Annotated in this window: 13 protein-coding genes; 5 read left to right on the top strand and 8 right to left on the bottom strand. The window is 69.2% G+C overall.

The features are described from left to right. Window positions 1–54 precede the first annotated feature (54 nt). Entirely contained in the window at window positions 55–1,218 is a 1,164-nt protein-coding gene (locus KF715_07885; GenBank protein MBX3736592.1) for a PEP-CTERM sorting domain-containing protein, read from the bottom strand. Window positions 1,219–1,402: 184 nt separating this feature from the next. Here KF715_07885 and KF715_07880 point away from each other — a divergent pair, with 184 nt between their 5' ends. Continuing rightward, a complete protein-coding gene (locus KF715_07880; GenBank protein ID MBX3736591.1) occupies window positions 1,403–2,317 on the top strand; it encodes a formamidopyrimidine-DNA glycosylase in 915 nt (304 codons plus the stop codon). Between the two features lie 6 nt (window positions 2,318–2,323). On the opposite strand, the gene KF715_07875 is transcribed toward KF715_07880, so the two are convergent. From KF715_07875 to KF715_07860, 4 genes are all read right to left on the bottom strand, one after another. After that, window positions 2,324–2,494, bottom strand: a complete 171-nt coding sequence (locus KF715_07875) for a hypothetical protein (protein ID MBX3736590.1) — start codon at window positions 2,492–2,494, stop codon at window positions 2,324–2,326. Window positions 2,495–2,544: 50 nt separating this feature from the next. After that, window positions 2,545–3,927, bottom strand: coding sequence for a toll/interleukin-1 receptor domain-containing protein (locus tag KF715_07870; GenBank protein MBX3736589.1), 1,383 nt, complete (start codon window positions 3,925–3,927; stop codon window positions 2,545–2,547). Window positions 3,928–4,145: 218 nt separating this feature from the next. Next, window positions 4,146–7,811 (bottom strand): fused MFS/spermidine synthase, encoded by a 3,666-nt coding sequence (locus KF715_07865; GenBank protein MBX3736588.1) that lies wholly within the window; start codon window positions 7,809–7,811, stop codon window positions 4,146–4,148. Between the two features lie 6 nt (window positions 7,812–7,817). After that, a complete protein-coding gene (locus KF715_07860; GenBank protein ID MBX3736587.1) occupies window positions 7,818–9,275 on the bottom strand; it encodes an autotransporter-associated beta strand repeat-containing protein in 1,458 nt (485 codons plus the stop codon). Between the two features lie 157 nt (window positions 9,276–9,432). Here KF715_07860 and KF715_07855 point away from each other — a divergent pair, with 157 nt between their 5' ends. The 4 genes from KF715_07855 (at window position 9,433) to KF715_07840 (ending at window position 12,909) form a co-directional block, all read left to right on the top strand. Then, window positions 9,433–10,824, top strand: coding sequence for a HAMP domain-containing histidine kinase (locus KF715_07855; GenBank protein MBX3736586.1), 1,392 nt, complete (start codon window positions 9,433–9,435; stop codon window positions 10,822–10,824). Beyond that, a complete protein-coding gene (locus KF715_07850; GenBank protein MBX3736585.1) occupies window positions 10,779–11,510 on the top strand; it encodes a response regulator transcription factor in 732 nt (243 codons plus the stop codon). Before KF715_07855 ends, KF715_07850 begins: the two co-directional genes overlap by 46 nt. Then, a complete protein-coding gene (locus KF715_07845) occupies window positions 11,507–12,373 on the top strand; it encodes a CPBP family intramembrane metalloprotease (protein MBX3736584.1) in 867 nt (288 codons plus the stop codon). The genes KF715_07850 and KF715_07845 overlap by 4 nt, the downstream gene beginning before the upstream one ends. Window positions 12,374–12,498: 125 nt before the next feature. After that, a complete protein-coding gene (locus KF715_07840) occupies window positions 12,499–12,909 on the top strand; it encodes a hypothetical protein (protein ID MBX3736583.1) in 411 nt (136 codons plus the stop codon). Between the two features lie 134 nt (window positions 12,910–13,043). Here the strand turns inward: KF715_07840 and KF715_07835 are convergent, their stop codons facing one another. The 3 genes from KF715_07835 to KF715_07825 form a co-directional block, all read right to left on the bottom strand. Beyond that, entirely contained in the window at window positions 13,044–15,149 is a 2,106-nt protein-coding gene (locus tag KF715_07835; protein MBX3736582.1) for an autotransporter-associated beta strand repeat-containing protein, read from the bottom strand. A gap of 321 nt (window positions 15,150–15,470) precedes the next feature. After that, window positions 15,471–15,932, bottom strand: coding sequence for a response regulator (locus tag KF715_07830; GenBank protein ID MBX3736581.1), 462 nt, complete (start codon window positions 15,930–15,932; stop codon window positions 15,471–15,473). Between the two features lie 233 nt (window positions 15,933–16,165). Continuing rightward, complete coding sequence (locus KF715_07825) at window positions 16,166–20,419, bottom strand: autotransporter-associated beta strand repeat-containing protein (protein ID MBX3736580.1); 4,254 nt, start codon at window positions 20,417–20,419, stop codon at window positions 16,166–16,168. Window positions 20,420–20,631 lie beyond the last annotated feature (212 nt).

The following is a 20,631-nucleotide window of genomic DNA, read 5'->3' as shown; positions in this document are numbered from 1 at the left end:
TGGGCGCCTCTTGTGGCGTTGCGAGAGCCAGCGGGGCGCGACCAAGGTCGCGGCCTACCGTCGCGGACAAAAAGTGGCGGGGCGCAGTTTGCGACGATGGCAAGCGGTCGCGGCGAGCGCGGCGGCGGCGAGGAGGGCGGCGTAGGTCGAGGGTTCGGGCACGGCGCTGACGGTGAGGGCGAAACCGCGGGACGTGACGTTCATGGTCTCAAGGTCGAAGTAGTAACCGGAGCCGACGATCTGGCCGCTGTCGTTGATGCCGTAGGCGTAGTTGAGGCTCACGAATCCGCTCGCGGTCGCGCCGTCGCTGAACGAACCGGCGAAGAGGGTGTTGAGGTTGATCATCTCGCTGTTGGCATAGTAGAAGGCGTGGCTGTTGTCGTTGTCGTCGGTCGAATAGCCCACGATCGCGCCGGAGGCGTTGACGCCGCGGGCGACGCTGGAGGTATCGCCGAGCAGGGTGCCGAGGTCGCGCATGACGCCGCCGGAAGAAGCGAAGGCGTGGTTGTCGCCGTTGCTGTCGCGCGACACGCCGACGATGACGCCGGCGTCGTTGAGGGCGAAGGCGTCGGAAGTGTCGCCGCCGAGCGTGCCGAGGTCGGACATGCTACCGCCGCTGTAGAGGAAGGCGCGGTCGCTGTTGCCGGCATTGCCGGCGTAGCCGACGATGGCGCCCGAGGTGTTGATGGCGCGGGCGCCGCTGTAGTCGCCACCGAGGGTGCCGAGGTTCGTCATCGTGCCGCCGGAGTGGGCGAAGGCGAACGTGTGGCCATCGGCCGTGGCCGCGTAGCCGACCACGACGCCGGAGTTGTTGATGCCGAGGGCAGCGCTGTTGTTCTCGCCGCCGAGCGTGCCGAGATCGGTCATGACGCCGCCGCTATAGACGAACGGATGGCTCGAGCCGGTGCCGAAGTAGGCTTCGCCGACGATGGCGCCGCTGGCGTTGATGCCGTAGGCCCAGCCGCCGTAGGTGAGGCTCAGTTGAGTCAGGACGCCGTTCGAGAAGCTGACAGGATAGCTCTCGGAGAGGTCGTTGGTCGAGGCGCCGGCGACGACGCCGGAGGAGTTGACGGCCCACGCGGCGTTGTCGAGATAGCGGTTCTCGGTGGCGATCAACGGCAGGGTCGTGAGGTCGGAGCCGACGTAGGATTGCGCCCACGCGAGCGGTGCGGAGCTGAGAACGAAGGTGACAACGAGGGAGGGGGCGCGACGGAGCATGGCGCACGATGGAAATGCGGCCGTGGGCGCGCTACGGGAAACCGCGTTGCGGCAGGCCGAAGATGACCATGGTCGTCCGACCAGGGCGAGCGAGCGGAGTGCGTCGGGTCGGAAGCGGCGCGGAGACGAGCCGTGCGGTGCAGGATAGGCGTGTCTTTTGCGGCGCGCGTGTTTGCGTGGACGCGTGCCCGAGTTGCCGGACATCACCGTTTATGTGGAGGCGCTGGAAGCGCGTGTAGTCGGCCAGTTGCTCGAGTGCGTGCGGGTGCGGGATATTTTCGTGCTGCGCACGGCGGTGCCGCCGATCGACGCGCTCGCGGGGCAGCGGGTGGCGCGGCTGCGGCGGATCGGGAAGCGCATCGCATTCGGTTTCGAGGACGGCAAATGGCTCGTGCTGCACCTGATGATCGCGGGACGGTTGCAATGGACGGCGGCAACGTCCGCGAAGATGACGCCGGTGAAAGTGCGGAATGAGCTCGCGCAATTCGTGTTCGCTGCCGGCGTGCTGACGCTCACCGAGGCGGGCACGAAGCATCGCGCATCGCTGCACGTCGTCGCGGATGAAGCCGGGCTCGCGGCGCACGGGCGCGGCGGGCTGGACGTGTTTGCGGCGACGACGGCGGAGTTCGCGGCGCGGTTGCGCGGGGAGAATCACACGCTCAAGCGCGCGCTGACCGATCCGCGGTTGTTCGACGGGATCGGCAACGCCTACTCGGACGAGATCCTGCATGCGGCGCGGCTGTCGCCGGTCGCGCTGACGTCGAAACTGGACGACGAGGCGGTCGCGCGGCTGCACGCGGCGACGCAGCGCACGCTGCGCGAATGGACGGAGCGGTTGCGTGCGGAGGCGGCGGAGAAATTTCCGGCGAACGTCACGGCGTTCCGTCCGGAGATGGCGGTGCACGGGAAGTTCGGCGCGGCGTGTCCGGTGTGCGGGACGACGGTGCAGCGGATCCGTTACGCGGAGAACGAGGTGAATTATTGCCCGCGCTGTCAGACGGGCGGGAAGCTGCTGGCGGATCGCTCGCTCTCGCGGCTGCTCAATTCCGACTGGCCAAAGACGATCGACGAGTGGGAGGAGCGCCAGGCGGCGCGGTGACGGCAATCAGGGCTGCCGTGGCGTGGGCGGGATGACGGCGGAGACCGCAGCGGTCGCGGCGCGGATGGCGTCCTCGGCCTGTTGCTGGGCCGTGGCCAGAGCCTGCGCTTGAGCCTGCATGGCTTGCCTCACGGCCTGCGCGGCGAGTTCCTGGGGATTCGGAGCAGGGGAGGGCATGGGCGGACGAGGCGGAAACTCGGCGGAGGCGGCGCGCGTCCCGCGCGCGATCATTTCGCCGGCGCGGCGTGCAGGACGGCGTCGGCGATCCGGTTGCCGACCGCGGCGGGGTCGCTGTCTCGCACGGGGAAACTCTGCGACCACGTAACGTTGCCGTCCTCACCGCGCACCAACACGACTTCGAGCGTGGCTTCGGTGACGGGTGCGGTCGGGGCGGCTTCGGTGGTGGCGGGCGTGGCTGGCGGAGAAGTGCGGACGAGACGCGCGCCGAGGACGAAGGTGGCGTCGAGTTTCTTGCCGAGTGCGGCGAGGGCTTCGTTAGTCGGGGCGGGCAACGGCGTGGAGATGAGTGCGGTCTCGCCGGCGCGTTCGATGGAGAGTCGGCCCCAGAGCGGCATGAAGACGTCGGTGAGGAACTTCGCCTCGGCGGGATCGGTGATGCCGGAGTGGAAAGGGACGGCGACGATCTGCTTGTCGGCAGCTTCGGAGTTCCTGATTTCCGCGGCGAGGCGCTTGGCCACTTCGTTGCCGAATTCCGCGAGGCCGGCGGGCAGGCCGGATTCCTTGAGCGCCTTTTGTGCGGCGGCGAGATCGGCGGCGGTGAGTTGGGGCTTGGTTCGCTTCTCCGTCTTCTCGGCGGGAACTTTCCCCGCGGGAGGGGACGAGCGGTTGCGCGCGCAATAGGAGAAAAGGGTGAAGCACGCCCAGATGATGATCAGGACGCGGATCCACTTCGGCGCGCGGCGGAGGAGCAGCCATGCGGCGGTGATGATCCACCAGAGGATTTCCGCGAAAAATTTGAAGAGCGGGCCCACGCCCTCGCCGGTGTGATGCGGGAACGGCGGCATCGGCGGCGGGCCGTCGTGGGCATCGTGCCGGGCACGCGTGGGCGGGAGCGGCGGGGGCGCGCCAGGCGCGGGTGCGGTGGAAGCGCGCGAGATCGGCGGCTCGGTGCGGCCGCGGGGCGGGAGCGGCGCGAGGTGCTCGCCGGTGGCGATGCGGCGCGCGAGGTTTTCCAAGGCCGGTGTCGCGGTGCCGCCGGCGGCGCGCAGCCATTGCACGGCGAAGAATTTCTCCGGGACGCGCGCGTTGCTTTCCGAAGTGCCGTCGATGCAGACGGGCAGAAGGAACATCACGTCGTCGGCCATATCGAGCGTGCGCTCGACGGCGAGGCGCCACTCGCGGCGGAAATAGCCTTCCTTGCGTCGCTCGGTGTTGGCCGAGATGACGGGCATGAAGTAGTCGCACTCGCGGATTTGGCGGCGGATCTTGGCGTCCCAGGCGTCGCCGCCGCCGAGTTCGTTTTCGTCATACCAGACGTCGAGTCCCGCCGCGGCGAGCGTGTCGCGCAAACGGCGCGCGGCTTCGCGATCTTCGGAGGCGTAGCTGATGAACAGCGTCGGTTTGGGCGGCGGTGTGGCGGGGGACGTCACGTGTGGCGAAAATCGGAGTCGCGGCGGAGCGCGTCAAGCACGCGGCGCGGGAAGAGGGGCGCGCCCCCGGCGTGGCCGGCAGCGCGGTCGGGTAACCCAATCGTTGCCGATGGGCGGCGCCGGGGAACGGTTTCCCCGCCGGCGAGAAGGGAATTGTAACCTATTAGGTTACAATTGCTCGGTTCGCTGCGGCGCGGGATGCGGAGGGGCAGGCGTGGTCAGGGCGGGGCGGAGGCGAGCCAGCGGAGGTTGGCGGCGCGGTGATCGACGCGGCTGAGGTAGAATTGCGGCGAGTGGAATTCGAGCCAGCGGTTGCGGTCGGTATTGAGACCGTAGGCGCCGGCGTGGCGTTGCAGAAGCGCGTCGAGGCGCGGGCCGGGGAGGAGTTCGGCGGGGGCGAGGGTCTCGGGGGACACGATGCCGGTCGCGGCGCGCGCGGTGGCGAACGCGGGGTCGGTGAGCCAGCGTTGCCAGACGGAGAGGTTGAGGCGCGGCGGCTGCGTGGTGGCGACGAGGCAGGCCTGGCCGCCGGCGCGCCAGAGCGCGACGCCGGGAAACTCCGCGTGCGCGGTGGCGAGGATCGTGGCGATTTCGCGCGGGCCGAGGTGGTGGAGTTGGATCCATTGCACGAGCGCGCCGCCCGGCGCGAGGCGCGCTCGGGCGAGGGCGTAGAACTCGCGCGAGTAGAGATTCGTGGCGCCGGCGAACCAGAGCGAAGTGATCTCGATCTGGATGACGTCGTAGGGCGTGCGCGAGCGGAGGAGGAAATTGCGGCCGTCCTCGATGTGCACGGCGACGTTGGCGCGGTCGAAGACTCCGCCATGGAGATGGACGAACTCGGCGCGCGCGGCGGCGAGATGCGCGGGCGAGAGCTCGGCGATGTCGACGTGGGCGAAGCCGAGCTGGGCGACGATGGCGGCGGTCTGGCCCGAGCCGGCGCCGATGACGAGAGCGCGGCCGGTCTGCGGGGCGTGGAGGGCGGCGAGCAGGCCGAAGCTGATTTGGGCGGGGACTTCGCCGGCGTCGTCGGCGTCGAACTTGCCGTTTTGCAGGAGGGTTTTGACCGTGCGGCCCTGGGCGTCCGTGCGGGTCGCGACGGTGACGAAACCCGCGGCAAAATCCTCGCGGAACCACGCGAGCCGCGCGTCCGCGGGCAGGCCCGCCGCGAGATAGACGCCGTGCCCGCGCGTGAGCTCGAGGCGATCCCAGGCGGGGAGAAGCAAGACGAGCGCGATGCCTCCGACGGCGAGCGCGCGGGGCAGGTGCACGAGGCGGCGCCAACTCGCGAGCGCGCCGAGGGCGGCGAGCAGGGCGCCGCCGGCCAGGGTGTGCTCGGCGCCGAGGTGCGGGATGAAGCCGAATCCGGTGGCGAGAGCGCCGGCGACGCAGCCGGCGATGTTGGCGAGGCTGAGGCGACCGACTTGCGCGCCGTCGCCGCCGGCGTCGCGCAGCACGCGCGGGAAAACCTGTCCGAGCAGGACGGCGGGCGGAAGCACGAGCGCGGCGACGGCGAGAGTCTTGAGAAGTTCACCCGCCCAGAACCATTCGAGATGCAGCACGCCATTGACTGCTGCGAGCGCGCGGCCAACCCACGGCCACAGCGCGCCGGTGACGGCGAGTGTGACCGCGAGCGAGGCGAGCAGGCGCGGCAAGGCAGTGGTGCCGCCGCGCGCGATGCGGCGTCCGGCCAACGCGAGGCCGAGCAGCACGAGCCCGAGCAGAAGCGAGAAACTGTAGACGCTCGCACCGCAGGCAGCGCCGATGAGGTGAAACCAGACGACTTCAAGCGTGAAGAACGCGAAGCCCGCGGCGAACGCGGAGCCGAGAAACCGGGGCGCGACGGGCACGCGGCGCGCGAGGGCGCGCGGGGCGTGTCCGGACGCGGCGCTCGGGCGCGGAAGGCCCGACCAGAGCGCCAGGCCGATCAACGCGCCGAGTCCGGCGGCGAACCAGAGCGCGCCGTTGGCGCCGACGAGGTTGAAGAGCAGGACGGGCGCGCCGAAGCAGAACGCGCACGCGCCCGCGAGGTTCAGCGCGTAGAGACGCGTGAGCGAGGCATCCGCGAATTCGGGCGTGCTGTGCAGCGCGGCGGCGAGCGTGGGAAGTTGCGCGCCCATCGCGAGCGTGGGCGGCAACAACCAGAGGACCGCGATGGCCGCGCGGCTGGCGCTGAGCGCGTAGGCGGACGATTCGTGCGCGGCGAGCCAGGAGCCGAGTCGCTGGTCGACGGCGAAGAAGGCGAGGGCGAGCAGCGCACACCAGGCGGCAATGAAGAGCTCGAGAATCGCGAGGCGGCGGGAGGCGCCGGCGGATTTTTTCGGACACAGCGCGGCGCCGAGCGCGAGTCCGGTGAAATAGACGACGAGCACCAGCGTGGCGGCGGGCCGGCTCGAGCCAAGGAGGGTCGAGAGGTATTTTTCGGCGACTTGTTCGAGGATGAGCGCGGTGCCGCCAGTGCAGAAAACGGCGCCGGCGAGCAGACGCGGGGCGAACACCGGCGCGTCCGGCCGATGGGGCGCGGGAATTTTTGCGCGAGGAGTATCCGATGCGTGCTCAAACAAACGCCGCGCGGCGATGAGCGGGGCGAGAACCACGAGGGCGGTCAGCGGCCACGCGAGCCATGGCGGGAGCGGGGCGGCGACGCCCCAGAAAACCAAGGCGGCGACGCTCGCGGCCAGTGCGCCGGCGAGGACGAGCAGGCGCGGGCGGCGGATGGTTGCGTCGCCGCGCAAGGGCGGCAGCGGCGCGGCGTCCTCGGGCGGGAAGCGCCGTGTGGCGGCTTCGGCGAGCGACCACGCGAGCACGGCGAGCGGCACGGCGGCGATGAGGTCGACCACGTAGTGCACGCCGAGCGTGAGCGTCGTGATGATTTGCGAGGCCGCCAGCGGCAGCCACAACAGCACTTCGCGGCGGCGCGGCCAGAGAGCGGCCAGGGCAACGAGCGTGAAGGTCGTGTGCAGCGAAGGGAAGACGTTGCGCAGGACGTTTTGGCGGAAGCCGATGGTCGATGCTCCGCCGAGCACGTGGACCAGCACATCGGACGGCGGCGTCGTCTGGGAAAATAGCTCCGGCCACGCGTAGATCGGACCGACGGCCGGCAACGCCCAGTAGAAAACAGGTCCGAGGAAGGCAACGAAGACAACCGCGGTGAGGTAGCGACGCAGCGGGGCGAATTCACCGGCGAGGTGCAGGCGCGCCCCGACGGCGGCGAGAAAGAAGCCGAGCAGCGGGTAGGTGTAGTCGCTAAGGAATTGCGCGGCGGGATGGGCGGCGGTCCAGCGGGCGATCGCGGCGACGAACAGCGGACCGAGCGAGGCGTCCATTTTCAGCAGCGTCGGATCGAACACGTCGGGCGTGAAGTGGCGGACGATCGAGAGCAGGTAGCCGCCGGTCGCGAGGTAGAAGACGACGCCAATCCAATGGTGTCCGAGTTCGCGCGCCGCGGCGCGCAGATCGCGCACGCGCACGAGTCCGCAAGCGGGCAGCAGCACGGCGAGCAGTGCGCTCCAGGCCAGCACGGCCAGCACGAGGGATTGGAGAATCCAGCTGGTGGAGGTGCGCGCGGGGTGGGCGAAAGAGAAGAGCAGGCCGGCGGTGGTGGCGGCGACGACCACGGCCCAGCCGACGCGCAGCGTGCGGGCGACGGCGGGCGGCGCGGTGCGGAGGAGCAGCGCCACGAACACGCTCATGAACACGCTGATCATGCCCACGCCGAAGGAGTCGGCGAGGTGACTGAACAGGACGCGATCGAGCGCGAGCACGCGCAGCGACGTCAGCTGGAAGACCGGGATGACGATCGCGAGCGTCGCGCATCCGACCCAAAGATCCGGGCGGCGGCGCACCGCGCGAGCGAGGCGCACGAGGGCGGACAGGGCGCCGCGCATTTTCGATCAGCGTTGCAGCGCGCGCCGCCGGCGCAGCAGCACGCAGCCGAGGCCGGCGGCGCCGAGGGCGAGCGCGATGGTGGACGGCTCCGGCACGGCAGAGACGGTGACTTGCAGGCTGTCGGCGGTGAGGCCGAAGGTGTAGCTCCAACCCGAGGGCGAGGTGCCGAGGGAGAAATCGGCGGCATCGAAGTCCGAGAGCGTTGCGCCGGTGAAATTGAACAGCGTGTAGGTGGCGGCGGTGAGCCCGCCGGCGTTGGCGAGGTTGACCGTGACGCTGCCGGAGGCCGGACCGGCGAGCGTGCCGCCGTCGACCACGATGAGATCGCCCGTGGTGCCGAGGTCGAAGCTGAGCACGGCGCCGGAGGCGAGACTCAGGCCGTCGTGGAAGGTGAGCGTGCCGACCGAATCGCCGGGCGCGAGGATGCCGCCGGTGGCGATGGTGGTGGCGCCGCTGATCGAACCCGTGCCGCCGAGGGTGGCGCCGCTGGCGACCGTGGTGGCCGTGCTGCCGAGCGAGCCGTTGACGAGCAGCGTGCCGGCGGAGACGTCGGTGTTGCCGGTGTAGGTGTTCGCGCCGGAGAGCACGAGGGTGCCGGTGCCGGATTTGGTGAAGGCGAAGTTGGGGTAGGAGCCGCCGAGCGTGCCGGAAAAGACCTGGCGTTCGCCGTCGGGGGGGGCGACGCCGAGGTGGCCGGAGCTGCCGCCGAAGCTGTAGACGGTGCCGGCGCCGGTCAGGCCCGCGCCGGTGGTGGCGTGGTTGGAGATGTCGAAATACGCGCCGCTCGCGACGTAGACCTGGGTGGAGGTGGAGAGACCTTGATCGGCGTTGGCGGCGAGCACGAGATAACCGGAGTTGACGAGCGTGCGGCCGGTGTAGGTCTGGGGGATTTGCAGGCGGAGGATGTCCCCGTTCTGCACGACGTCGCCGGTGCCGGTGATGTAGTTGCCGTAAGCGTAGTCGCCGCCGCGGTTGAAGACGACGGTGGCGTTGTTGGTGATCGCGCCGGTGAAAGTTGCGCTGGCCGTGCCGTCGCCGATCTGGAGCGTGCCCTCGGAGACGGTGGTGCCGCCGGAAAAGTTATTCGTGCCGGCGAGGACGAGCGTGTCGGACGTGGTCTTCGTGAGGCCGCCACTGCCGAGCAGTTGGGCGGTGACGGTGCCGCTGTAACCGGTGAAACCGGTCGAGGCGTTGATGGCGCCGTTGGTGACGGTGCCGCCGTTGAGGATGGCGGTGGCGAGCGTGACGGTGCCGCCGCCGAGATCGTAGGTGTTGGGCGCGTCGTAGCTGGTGGTGCCCGAGCCGACGACGCCCGATCCGGTGCCAGAGCCCGTGTCGGTGCCGGATCCGGTGCCGGAGCCCGTGGTGCCAGAGCCCGTGTCGGTTTGCGCATGGGCGGCGAGCGCGAGGAGTCCGGTGATGAGGAGAGCGGTGAGGCGGCGGCGGACGGTGTGCGGGGTCATCGTGGGAGAAGCTTCGCGCGGGACGGCAACAGGGCGCCGGGGGCGGCGCAAAGACCCAGTTGTCCTGGGACAAATGTCCCAGAAGGACCAAATCGGGCTTCCCCGGCGGGGCAGCGTGCGGCAAGGTGCGGGGCACATGGAGAGCTCCACGCCCCCGATGCTCGAACTCCTGCAGCGCCAGGCGCGCCGGCTGCGCTTCACCGATCCCGTCATGGAGAGTGCCTTCATGACGGAGCGCATCGAGGGTGGGCTGACGCGGGCGCGGGTGATCTTGGTGGCGGCGATGGCGGCGTTCGCGCTCGGCGGCTGGGCGGACATCGCGAATATCGCGCGGACGTCGATGTTGTTGCGGGCACTCCTCCAGATGCGCGTGCTGGCCGAAGTGGCGTGCGCGGGGATGCTGCTCTCGACCTGGTTGCCGGGGCACACGCGGCGCGCGGAGTGGGTCAACGCGCTCGGCGTGGCCGTGCTCGCGGCGTATCCGGTGCTGGCCTACTGGCATTTCGCCTACCATCTGCCGAAGCTGCAATTCGTGGGGCAGCTCATCGGCAATCTCATGCCGATTCTCGCGGTGTCGGCGTTCGCGCTGCCGTTGCGCGCCCGCACGCTGGCGGTCGTCATCACCGCCGTGCTGGTGCCGGGGGCGTGGTTCTTCCGCGCCACGGTGTTGGTGGACCGGGCGTCGGAATGGCGCGTGCTGGTGACGGCGTTTTTCGGCATCGTGCCGGTCGTGCTGCTGATGGCGTGGTGGCGCGAGGCGGGCGAGCGCACGATGTTCGCGCAGCGCGAGCATGCACGGCGGTTGAATGCGGAGCTGGAGCGGGCGAACGCCGAGCTCGCGCGGCTCAACGCGGAGAAGAACGAATTCATGGCCGTCGCCGCGCACGACCTGCGTGCGCCGCTCGGCGTCGTGCGCGGCTTGCTGGAGCTGTTGCGCGAGGGGCGGATCGCGGCGCCGGAGAAGCGCGACGAGGCGTTGCGGCAGGCGCTCGGAGAGACGGGCCGGATGCATGCCCTGGTGGAAAATTATCTCGGCGCACACGCGGCGGAGAGCGGAGTGTTGCCGGTGCGCATGGAAACGATCGATCTCGGCGCCGCGGCGCACGAACTCGCGGCGCGGCATGGCGCGACGGCGGCGGCGAAGCGGCAGGCCCTGACGACCGATGCGCCGGCGGGGCGCGTGCGCGTGACGGCGGATGCGGCGCTGCTCGCGCAGGTGGGGGACAATTTCGTGACCAACGCGCTGAAGTTCTCCCCCGCCGGCGCGGCGGTGCGGATAGAGCTGCTCGCGGCGCCCGGTGCGGGCGTGGCGCGGCTGGCGGTCGTGGACGCCGGGCCGGGCGTATCGCTCGAGGAACAAGGGAAGCTGTTTCGCAAATTCAGTCGCGGTGCGGCGCGGCCGACAGCCGGCGAATCGAGCGCGGGGCTCGGCCTCGCGACGGCGCGCCGTCTGGCGGAGGCGATGGACGGACGCGTGGGCTGCGAGAGTCCGATGGCGGACGGGTGCGGCGCGTGTTTTTGGATCGAATTGCCGGAGGCGACGTCATGAGCGGCAGGGCGGCGCGGACGGCGGCGAAGATCGCCGTGGGTTTGGTGGAGGACGATGTGCCGTATCGGGCGTATTTGGAGACGCTGCTCGGCGGCAGCGACGCGTATGCAATCGCGGCCCTGGCCGGATCGGCGGAAGAAGCGCTGGCGTGGCCGCTCGCGACATCGCCGGCGTTGTTGCTCATCGATGTGGCGCTGCCGGGGCGCAGCGGCGCGGCCAGCGTGAAGGATTTTCTCGCGCGCTGGCCGCAGGCGAAGGTGATTATCCTCACGGGGCGCGATGCGGACGAGCCCGTGCTCGAGGCGATCCGCGCGGGCGCGGCGGGTTACCTGCTCAAGAGCGCGTCGTCGTCGGAAATTCTCGAGGCGCTCGATGACGTGCGGGCGGGCGGCGCGCCGATGTCGCCGGCGATCGCGCGGCGTGTGCTGACGTTATTGCGCGAGCCGGCGGGCGCGAGCGCGGCCGGCACGGGGACGGCAGCGGGACCAGAGTTGGCATTGTTGACGGAGCGTGAGCGCGCGGTGCTGGCGCTCGTGGCAGATGGTTGCGCGGACAAGGAGATCTGCACGCAGCTCGGCGTGACGCGGTCGACGGTGAAGAATCACCTGACTGCCATCTACGACAAGTGGCGCGTGCGTTCGCGCACGCAGGCGGCGGTGAGATTCGTGAAGATCACCGGCGGATGAGCGGCGAGATCGCAGGCGGGATGCTGGCGTTGGCGGTGGCGGCGCTGTGGTTGCCGGGCACATGGCTCGGGCGGTCGGCGTGGCAATGGCTCACGGTTGTGGCGTTCGCCGCGGCGTGGTGGGCGGGCGTGCTCGACGCGACGGGAGCGGGCGTGGCGGTGGTCTGGTTCGGAGCGGTGCAGGTGTGGGCGAGCGATCGCGCCGCGCCGCGCGGACGGCGTGCCTTGGAGGCGATCGTGGTCCTGGTCGCGGCGGCGGCGTTGATGATGCACGCGCTGCCGGGGTTCGCGAATCCGCGCGTGATCGGGCCAGTGCGGTTCACGCCGGATGCGATGCCGTTTTCGTTGTTCGTGAATTTCGACAAGACGCTGATTGCGCTCGGACTGCTCGGGCTGGCGCACGCGCGCGTAGCTTCGGCGCGCGAGTGGCGCGGCGTGTTGCACGAGGTGGCGAAATGGGCGCCGCTGACGATCGCGGCGGTGCTGACGGGATCGTTCGCGCTCGGCTACGTGCGCTGGGCGCCGAAGCTGCCGGCGGAGGCGCCGCTGTGGCTGGCGGTGAATCTGCTGTTCACGTGCACGGCGGAGGAGGCGCTGTTCCGCGGGTTCGTGCAGGGCGGCTTGCGGCGGGCGTGGGCGAACGTGCGGGGCGGAAAGTGGCTCGCGCTCGCGGTTGGCGCGATGGCGTTCGGCCTCGCGCACGTGGCGGGCGGCTGGAAATACGTGGCGCTGGCGACGGTGGCGGGCGCGGGCTACGGCTGGGTTTACGAGCGGACGCAGCGCGTGGAGGCGAGCGCGCTCGCGCACTGGGCGCTGAACACGCTGCAATTTTTCCTGTTCACTTATCCGGCGCTGGCGCGGTGATCGCAACGAAGCCCGGCGCCTAGCCGGGCTTCGTTGCGAGTGGAAGTTGAAGGTTGAAGTTTAAGTTGTCGGTTGCGCGTGGCGGGCGGGTTTCGTGAAGTGTATGGCAAAAGAGAGAGCCCTCCATGAACTACGAAAACACTTTCATCGCGGTGGCGGCGGACACGAAGGCGACGGCGGGCACGCCGCCGAAGAAGCGCGAGGGCAAGCCGACCATTGCGGAGATGGAATACGAGATGATCGCGGCGGCGCCCTACGCGCACACGCAGGAGGACGTGCAGTTCGCGGTGCATGTGAAGAAGTGCGGTTTCACGCCCGCCGAGCTGAAGGCGCGGCGCGCGGCGCTGTGGCGGGAATTTTTCGCGCAGCCGATGGCGTGCATGCGCACGTCGCCGCTGGCGAAGACCTACGGTTGGGGTCTGCACTTCAATCCCGCGGGGAAGGTCGCGCTCGTAGGCGTGGAATCGGCCGAGTATCGGCGGCTGGCGAAGGACCGGACGATCGCGCAAACCCGCGCGATGCGGAGCGCGCGGTGACCGCAAAAAAGCCCGGCGCTGTGGCCGGGCTTTTCGCGAGTTGAAGGTTGAGATTTCAGTTGTCGGTGCGGCGGCAGCGCCACGCCGCGAGGGCGAGGGCGGCGAGTCCGGCGAGTCCGGCGAGCCGCCTACGCTTAGTTCCGCGTGGCGGCGGTGAATCGTCTGCGGCGATGGAGGGCGGTTGCGAGGAGAGCTACGGCGGCCAGGGCGGCGGCGTAGGTGGAGGGCTCGGGGATGGCGCTGGCGGTGGCGGTGAGCTCAAGCGTGAAGGGCGTGAGGGCGAGGGTGTAGTCGTAGCCGGCGATAGTGTTGCCGAGGGTGAAATCGGCGAGGTCGAGGCCGGAGGTGGTGGCACCGCCGTCGGAGTAGAAGGTGAGCAGCGTGTAAGTGGCGGGGGCGAAGCCGCCGGCGTCGGTGAGGTTGATGGTGACACCGCCGGTGCCGGACGGGGCGGTGAACACGCCGTTGTCCACCGCGAGGAGGTCATGCGTGGCGCCGAGGTGGTAATCGAGGATCGAGCCGGTCTGGAGGGTGAGGCCGCCGGCGAGGGTGAGGGCGTTGCCGTCAGCGCCGAAGGTGAGCGTGCCGCCGTTCTGGACGGTGACGAGGCCGTCGATCCAACCGGTGCCGCCGAGGGCTCCGCCGCTCTGGACCAGCACGGCGCCGCTGCCGGTGGAGGTGTGGGCGCGGCCGGAGATGGGGTCGAGAGTCTGGCCGTTGGCGAGGAGCGTGCCGGCGGTGATGGTGGTGCCACCGGTGTAGGTGTTGGCGCCGGTGAGGGTGAGCGTGCCGGCGCCGGACTTGGTGAGCGAGCCGGTGCCGGAGATGGTGCCGGAGAAGTCGCTGGCATCGGAGCGGTAGGAGACGAGGGTAGAGTTGTTCGTGATGTCGCCCGCGAGCGAGCCGGTGGTGCCGCCGTTGCCGATCTGGAGCGTGCCGCCGTTGATGGTGGTGCCGCCGGTGTGGGCGAGGGCGCCGGTGACGACGGTGTAGCCGGCGGTGTTGACGAGAGCGATGGCGTTCGTGGTGTCCACGCCGGCACCAGTGGCAGTGCCGTCGCGCGTGAAGTAGGTCGGCGCGTTGCTCGTGCCGGTGGTGTTGAACTGGATGACGCCCCCGGGGCCGCCGATCAGCGGGGTGTCGATGATGCCCGCGGCCTGCGCGGCGGAGCTGCTGTCGGCGCCGATGTTCAAGGTTCCTGAGCCGGTTAACCCCAGACTGATGTTGGCCGCGGCACCCAGCTTGCCGCCGTCGCTCACGGTGACGGATCCCGCACCGAGTTGCCCGATAGAAATGCCTCCTAGGGTGGAAAATTCCGATCCCGCGCCGGAAACTATCAGCGTCCCCGAGGCGCTGCTCCAATTAGAGCCTAAGGTAAGACCTCCGTCTGAGGTCACTTTGCCGCCATTGGTGATGGAGAGGCGGCCGGCGGCGCCATCGCCGACGATGATTCCGCCGAGGGCAGTCCAGTGAGACCCCGATCCGCTCACGTTGACGTCGCCGCTGATGTAGTTGACCGTGGTAGGGGAGGAACTGGTCAGCGTCGCGCCGCCGGTGAGGTTGAGGATGCCGGTGGCGTTGCCATTGCCGTCGTCGAAGAGACTCGTGGCGCCGGCGGATAGGTGCACGCCGTTGGTCAGGGTGAGCGTCGCGCCGGATTCGACGCCGATCAGGCCATTGAAAGTGCTGTCAGCCGCGAGCAGGAGGTGGCCGCCGTTCAGGCCGTGGATGATGAGGTTCGCGTCGCCCGCGAGGTGAATCTGGGAGGTGAACGGTGTCGCGGAGCCGTTGAACTCGATGTCGTTCATGGCGGCGCCGGTGACGGTGCCGGTGCCGGTGACGTTGTCGAGCAGGAGGCCGCCGTCGCCGAAGTCGAGCGTGGCGCCGGCCGCCACGAAGATCGGGCCGGTGCCGGTGAGGGTTACGGCGCTGCTGTTGAGCGCGAGGGTGCCGGCGGAGACGGTGGTGCCGCCGGTGTAGGAGTTGGCGGTGTTGGAGAGCGTGAGCGTGCCGGCGCCGGTCTTGGTGACGGAGCCGTCGCCGGTGATGGCTCCGGCCTCGGTCGCCGTGCCGCTGGCGAGCGTGACGGTGAGGGGATTGGCGGTGGTGGTGGTGCGCGCGGTGTTGCTGCTGTCACCACTCTGGTAGGTGACGGTGGTCTGCGCGGGCAGCCGGATGGCGGTCGAGAGTTGCGCGAGGACGATGAGGAACAGGGCGAAGGGGCGGAGCGGTGATTTCATGGCGGCGGGAGGTGGCGCGGGAGTGCGCGCTCGGACCTACGGCGGGCCAGCGGAGAAACAATGCGTTGGTGACGGCTGCCCTGATAAATGTGACGACTGCTCGGGTGCGCCGCGCCAGTTGAAGTTGAAGGTTGAAGTTCAAGTTGTCGCCGCGCGGGCGGCTCGCGCCGTGCGCGGCGGGGTGGCGTCGCGCAGGCGTCTCGCCTGCTGGGTTGGGCAGGCAGGATGGCTGCGCTACGTCAGCGGAGACGTTCGCGGCACCGGCCTGCACGTCTTGTGCGCCGGTGCGTGAGTGGGTGAACGCTCCGGTTGAATCGCGGCTCAGTTGAAAGGAGAGGAGGTGTGTGCACGCGGAAGAGGGACGCGGAACAGATCGACTTCGACGGGAGCGAACAGGCGGTGCAGCGTGGCCCGCAGCTCGTCCGCGGTGACGGGCTTGTCGAGCAGCGCATCGACGTGGAAGCCGCGATACGCGGCGCGGACCTCGGGGTCGCTGACGCAACTGAGCACAACCACCTTGCCGCGGAAGCGCAGCGCGCGCAGGCAGGCGACGAGATCGAGGCCGTTCATCACCGGCATGCAGTGGTCGGTGATGACGAGGTCGAAGGCATCCGGGGCGGCGGCGAGCAGGTGGTGCGCGTCGGCGCCGTTGGGAGCGGTGATGACGGTGTGCTCGTCCAGCTCGAGGATGCGCGCCACGATGCGTCGCAACTCCGGCAGATCTTCGACGTAGAGGATGCGCAGGCGGTCGGACGCGGGATCGAGAGTGAGCGAGGGCGACATGGCGGCGATGCAGGCCAGGCGAGCGTCGGCCGCAATGCTTTGGTGATCGGTGCGGCCAACTTTGTGACGAGTGCCGGATGGCGCGTCGCTGCGCGGCGCGCCAGTTGAAGTTGAGGGTTGAAGTTCAAGTGGTCGTTGCGTGGGCGGAGGCAGGCAGGATGCCTGCGCTACGTTATGCTCGGAAGCGGCGGCGCCAGGCGGCGAGGGCGGCGAGTCCGGCGAGCCACCTACGCTTAGTTCCGCGTGGCGGCAGTGAATCGTCTGCGGCGATGGAGGGCGGTCGCGAGGAGAGCTACGGCGGCCAGGGCGGCGGCGTAGGTGGAGGGCTCGGGGACGGGCGAGGCGGCCGCGGTGAGTTCGAGCGCGCTGCCGTTGAAGGCCAGCGCGTAGGTGTAGCCGGCGGGAGTGGTGCCGAAAGTGAAGTCGGAGAGATCGAAGCTGCTCGTGGTTGCGCCGGTGAAATCGAAGAGCGTGTAGGTGGCAGCGGTGAAGCCGCCGGCGTCGCTCAGGTTCAGCGTGACGCCGCCGGCGGAGGCGGGGCCGGTGAGCGTGCCGCCGGTGACGCGGATCAGATCGCTCGTGGTGCCGAGTTCGAAATCGAGCACGGCGCCGTCGTTCAGCGTGAGGCCGTTGGTGAACGTGAGCGTGCCGGGCGAGTTGCCGGGCGCGAGGATGCCGCCGTTGGCGATGGTGGTGGTGCCGCCGATAAAGCCGCTGCCGCCGAGCGTGGCGCCGGTGGCGACGGTCACCGCGCCGCTGCCGGTGGCGGAGCCGGTGGTGTTGTTGGCGAGGAGCGTGCCGGCGGAGATCGTGGTGCCGCCGGTGTAGTCGTTGGCGGCGGTGAGGGTGAGGGAGCCGGTGCCGACTTTGGTGAGTGAGCCGCCTGAGCCCCAGTCGATGAGCTGCCCGGAGACGGTGGTGCTGGCATGGGTGCTGCCGACGGTCAGGGAGGTCGCGCCGAGATAGACCGTGCCGCTGCCGGCAATCGACCCCAGCGTGAACGTGGGCACGCTCAAGCTGGTGAGATCCAGGGTGCCGTGGTTGGTCACGGTCGCTGCGCCGCCGGTGGAACTGCCTGAGAAGGTGAGGATGCCGTAATTGTTCGTGAGGTTGGCCGAGCCGGCCGACGAATTGTCGTAGAATGCGACGGTGCCGAAATCGTTCGTGAGGGTGGACGCGCCGGCGGTGGCGTTGGTGAAGAATTCGAGGGTGCTGTCGTTCGCGATGTGCGCCGAACCGGCGGAGGCGGAGTCGGAGAACGAGAGGTAGTTGTTGCTGGTGATGCTCGCGGCGGCCGCGGTCGCGTTGCCGGAGAAATTGAGGGAATTGTTGTTGGTGAGGTTGGCCGAGCCAGCGGTGGCGTTCGTGGTGAAATTTATGGTGCCGTTGTTCGTGATGTGCGCCGATGCGGCGGTGGAGGAGTCGGAGAAGGTGACGTTGCCGCCGAAATTATTCGTGAGCGTGGCGGCTCCCGCCGAGGACTGGGTGTTGAAGGAGAGGGCGCCGCTGTTGGCGATGGCGCTGGTGGGCGCGGTGGTGCTGTCCTGGAATGACAGCGTGCCGGCGGCGCCGATCAGCACCGATCCGCTCAGGCTGCCGGAGCCGGTGAGGGCCAACGTGCCGGCACTGACGGTGGTGGCGCCGGTGTAGGTGTTGGCGGCGGTGAGGGTGAGCGTGCCGGTGCCGGACTTGGTGAGGGTGCCGCCGGAGCTGGCGAGGGCGGAGGCGAAGGTGATGTTCTGGCCGTTGGTATCGATCTTGTAGGCTTGGGCGGCGGCGTGGCTGAAACGCGCGGAGTAGTCGGTGGTGCCAGTGGCGGTGAACTGGAGCGTGCCGCCGTTGAAGGAGATCGTGCCGCTGCTGCCGAGGGCGTCGGCGCTGCCGAGGGCGAGGGTGCCGGCGGCGAGGGCGATGTTGCCCGTGGTGGTGTTGGCGCCGGAGAGGGTGAGCGTGCCCGAGCCCGTCTTGGTGAGGGCGCCGGTGCCGGAGAGCGCGGAGGCGAAGGTGACGTTGTTGCCGTTGGTGTCGAACGTGGCGCCGCCGGAGCCGAGGGCGGTGAGGCGAGACGAGATGTCGGCCGTGGAGCCGGTGGCCCATTGGAGGCCGCCGCCGTCGAGCGTGACCGCACCGGTGCCGAAATTGGCGAGCGAGGAGAAGTTGACGGTGCCGCCGGTGACAGTGGTGCCGCCGGTGTAGGTGTTGGTGCCGGCGAGGGTGAGGGTGCCGGCGCCGGCTTTGGTGAGGGCGCCGGGGAGGGCGTTGCCGATGGCGTTGGCGAGGATGACGTTGTTGCCGTTGGTATCGAAGGTGGAGTTGCCGGACTCGATCCAGACGCCGCGAGAGGAGATGTCGGCGGTGTTGCCCGTGGCCCACTTGATCGTGCCGCCTTGGAAACGGAGCAGGCCGGTGGGACCAAAATTGCCGAGCTGGTTGAAGAGGATCGTGCCCTCGTTGAAGAACGTGGCGGCGGCGTAGGTGTTGACGCTGGTGAGCGTGAGCGTGCCGCTGCCGAGTTTGCGGAGGCGGCCGGCGCCGGAGAGGACGCCGGACCAGGTGGTGTCGGTGGACTGGTTGACGACGAGGAAGCCGTTGCCCATCGCGATGGAACCGGAGCCGGTGAGTGAGGAGACATAGAGCGACGCGGTGTTGCCGGTGATCGCGTTGATGGCGGTGGTGTCGAGCGTCGCGCCGCCGGCGATGGAGAGCGGGCCGCTGATGCCGCCGACGCCGTTGAGGCCGAAGGAGGCGAGGTTGGTGAGGGCCAGCGTGCCGGCGGAGATGGTCATGCCGCCGCTGTGGGTGTTGGCGCCGGAGAGCGTGAGTGTGCCGACGCCGATCTTGGTGAGCGCGCCCGCACCGGAGAGGACGCCCGAGTAGGTGGTGCTGGCGTTGTTGGCGCCGACGGTGAGCGCGACGGGCGCGGACGAAGCATTGGTCAACGCGAGGGACGACGAACCGGTGATGCCGCCGAGATTGGCGGAGGTGAGACTGCCGAAGTCGAGGGCGCCGCCGGTGACGTTGAGGGTGCTGAATTGCAGCGCGAGCGAGTGGGCCAGCGCGAGAGTGCCGGCGTTGACGGTGGTGGCGCCGCCGTAGGTGTTGGCGGTGGAGAGGGTGAGTGTGCCCGTGCCGGACTTGGTGAGGGAGTTGCGGCTGTCGGTGAGGGCGGAGGCGAAGGTGACGGATTGGCCGTTGGTATCGATGGCGTAGGTCTGGTTGCTGCTCGTGCTGAAGCGGGACGAGTAGTCGGTGGTGTTGGCGGCGGAATATTGCAGCGTGCCGCCGTTGAAGGAGAGGGTGCCGGAAGTGCCGAGGGCTCCGGCCGAACCGAGGGCGAGCGTGCCGGCGTTGAGATAGGTCCCGCCGGTGTAGGTGTTGGCGCCCGTGAGCGTGAGGGTGCCGGTGCCGGATTGGGCGAGACTGCCATAGCCGGAGACGGCGCCGGCGAAGGTGACGGCGTCGGAGCGGTTAAAAGCAAGGGTGCCGAAGTCGGAGACATTGCCGGTGATACTGCCGGAGGTGCCGCCGTTGCCGATTTGGACGGTGCCGAAGACGGTGGTCCCGCCGGTGTAAGTGTTGTCGCCGCTGAGTGTGAGGGTGCCGGTGCCGTATATAGAAACGAGACCGGAGCCGGAGATGGCGCCGGCGAAGGTGCTGGCGTTACTGCGTTTGAAGGAGAGCTCGGCGTTGTTGACCACGTCGCCAACGATTGAGCCCGTGGTGCCGCCGTTGCCGATCTGGAGGATGCCGGCGGTGACAGTGGTGCCGCCGGTGTAGGTGTTGGCGCCGAAGAGGGTGAGTGTGCCGACGCCGATCTTGATGAGCGAGGAGCCTGTGCCGCCGTTGAGGCCGCCATCGGCCAGCACGCCGGAGACAACCGTGGAGGTGTTCGTGCTGCCGACGGTCACCGCCTGCGAGCCGAGGGAAAACGTGCCGCTGCCGGCGAGGGAGCCGAAGGTGGTCGCGGTCCCAGTGAGCCGGCTCAAGTCCAGCGTGCCGTCGTTGATCACTCGCGCCGTGCCGCCGGTTGAGGCGGCTTCAAAACGAAGCGTGCCGTTGTTCGTGATCGAAGCCGAGCCGGCGGAGCTGGTGTCGAAAAAAGCGAGGGAGATGCTGTTGTTGAGGATGGAGGCGGAACCGGCGGTGGATGATCCGTTGAAAAACAGGACGCCGTTGCTGGCGTTCGTGATGGAAGCGGAGCCGGCGGTGGCGGTGTTAAACAGATCGATCCGGTTGTTGTTCGTGATCACCGCCGAGGCGGCCGTGGAAGAGCTGGAGAAGCCCATGCTGCCATCGTTGGTGATGGAGGCGGTGCCGGCCGACGCGCTGCCGTTGAAATACATCTGGTAGCTGTTCGTGAGCGTCCCCGTGGCGGTATCGCCGGTGTTGTAGGTGATCGTCGTCTGGGCCGGTGACGATGCGGGCAGCAGGAACACGGAAACCAGCAGGGACAGCGGGACGAGGACCGAGGGGCGTGGGAGGAGCATGGCCTTCGCAGGGAAGGCAGCGGTCCAGAGGCAACAACGTCACTGTGACCGCGGCCCCGAAGAAAGTGACGACAGCCCCGGGGAACCAGTTGAAGTGGGAAGCTTAAGTTGAAGGAGCGGGCGCGTGGATTCGGTCCAGCTCGCGCCGAATGCTATGCGAGTAGAAACGTTCGCGGACCGGACGGAGCCGGTTCCTCCAGAAATTCCCGTGG

The sequence above is a fragment of the Candidatus Didemnitutus sp. genome (genome assembly GCA_019634575.1).
Lineage (GTDB): Bacteria > Verrucomicrobiota > Verrucomicrobiia > Opitutales > Opitutaceae > Didemnitutus.
Note: the sequence above shows the minus strand (reverse complement) of the source record. Positions and strands in the feature narration are given on the sequence as shown.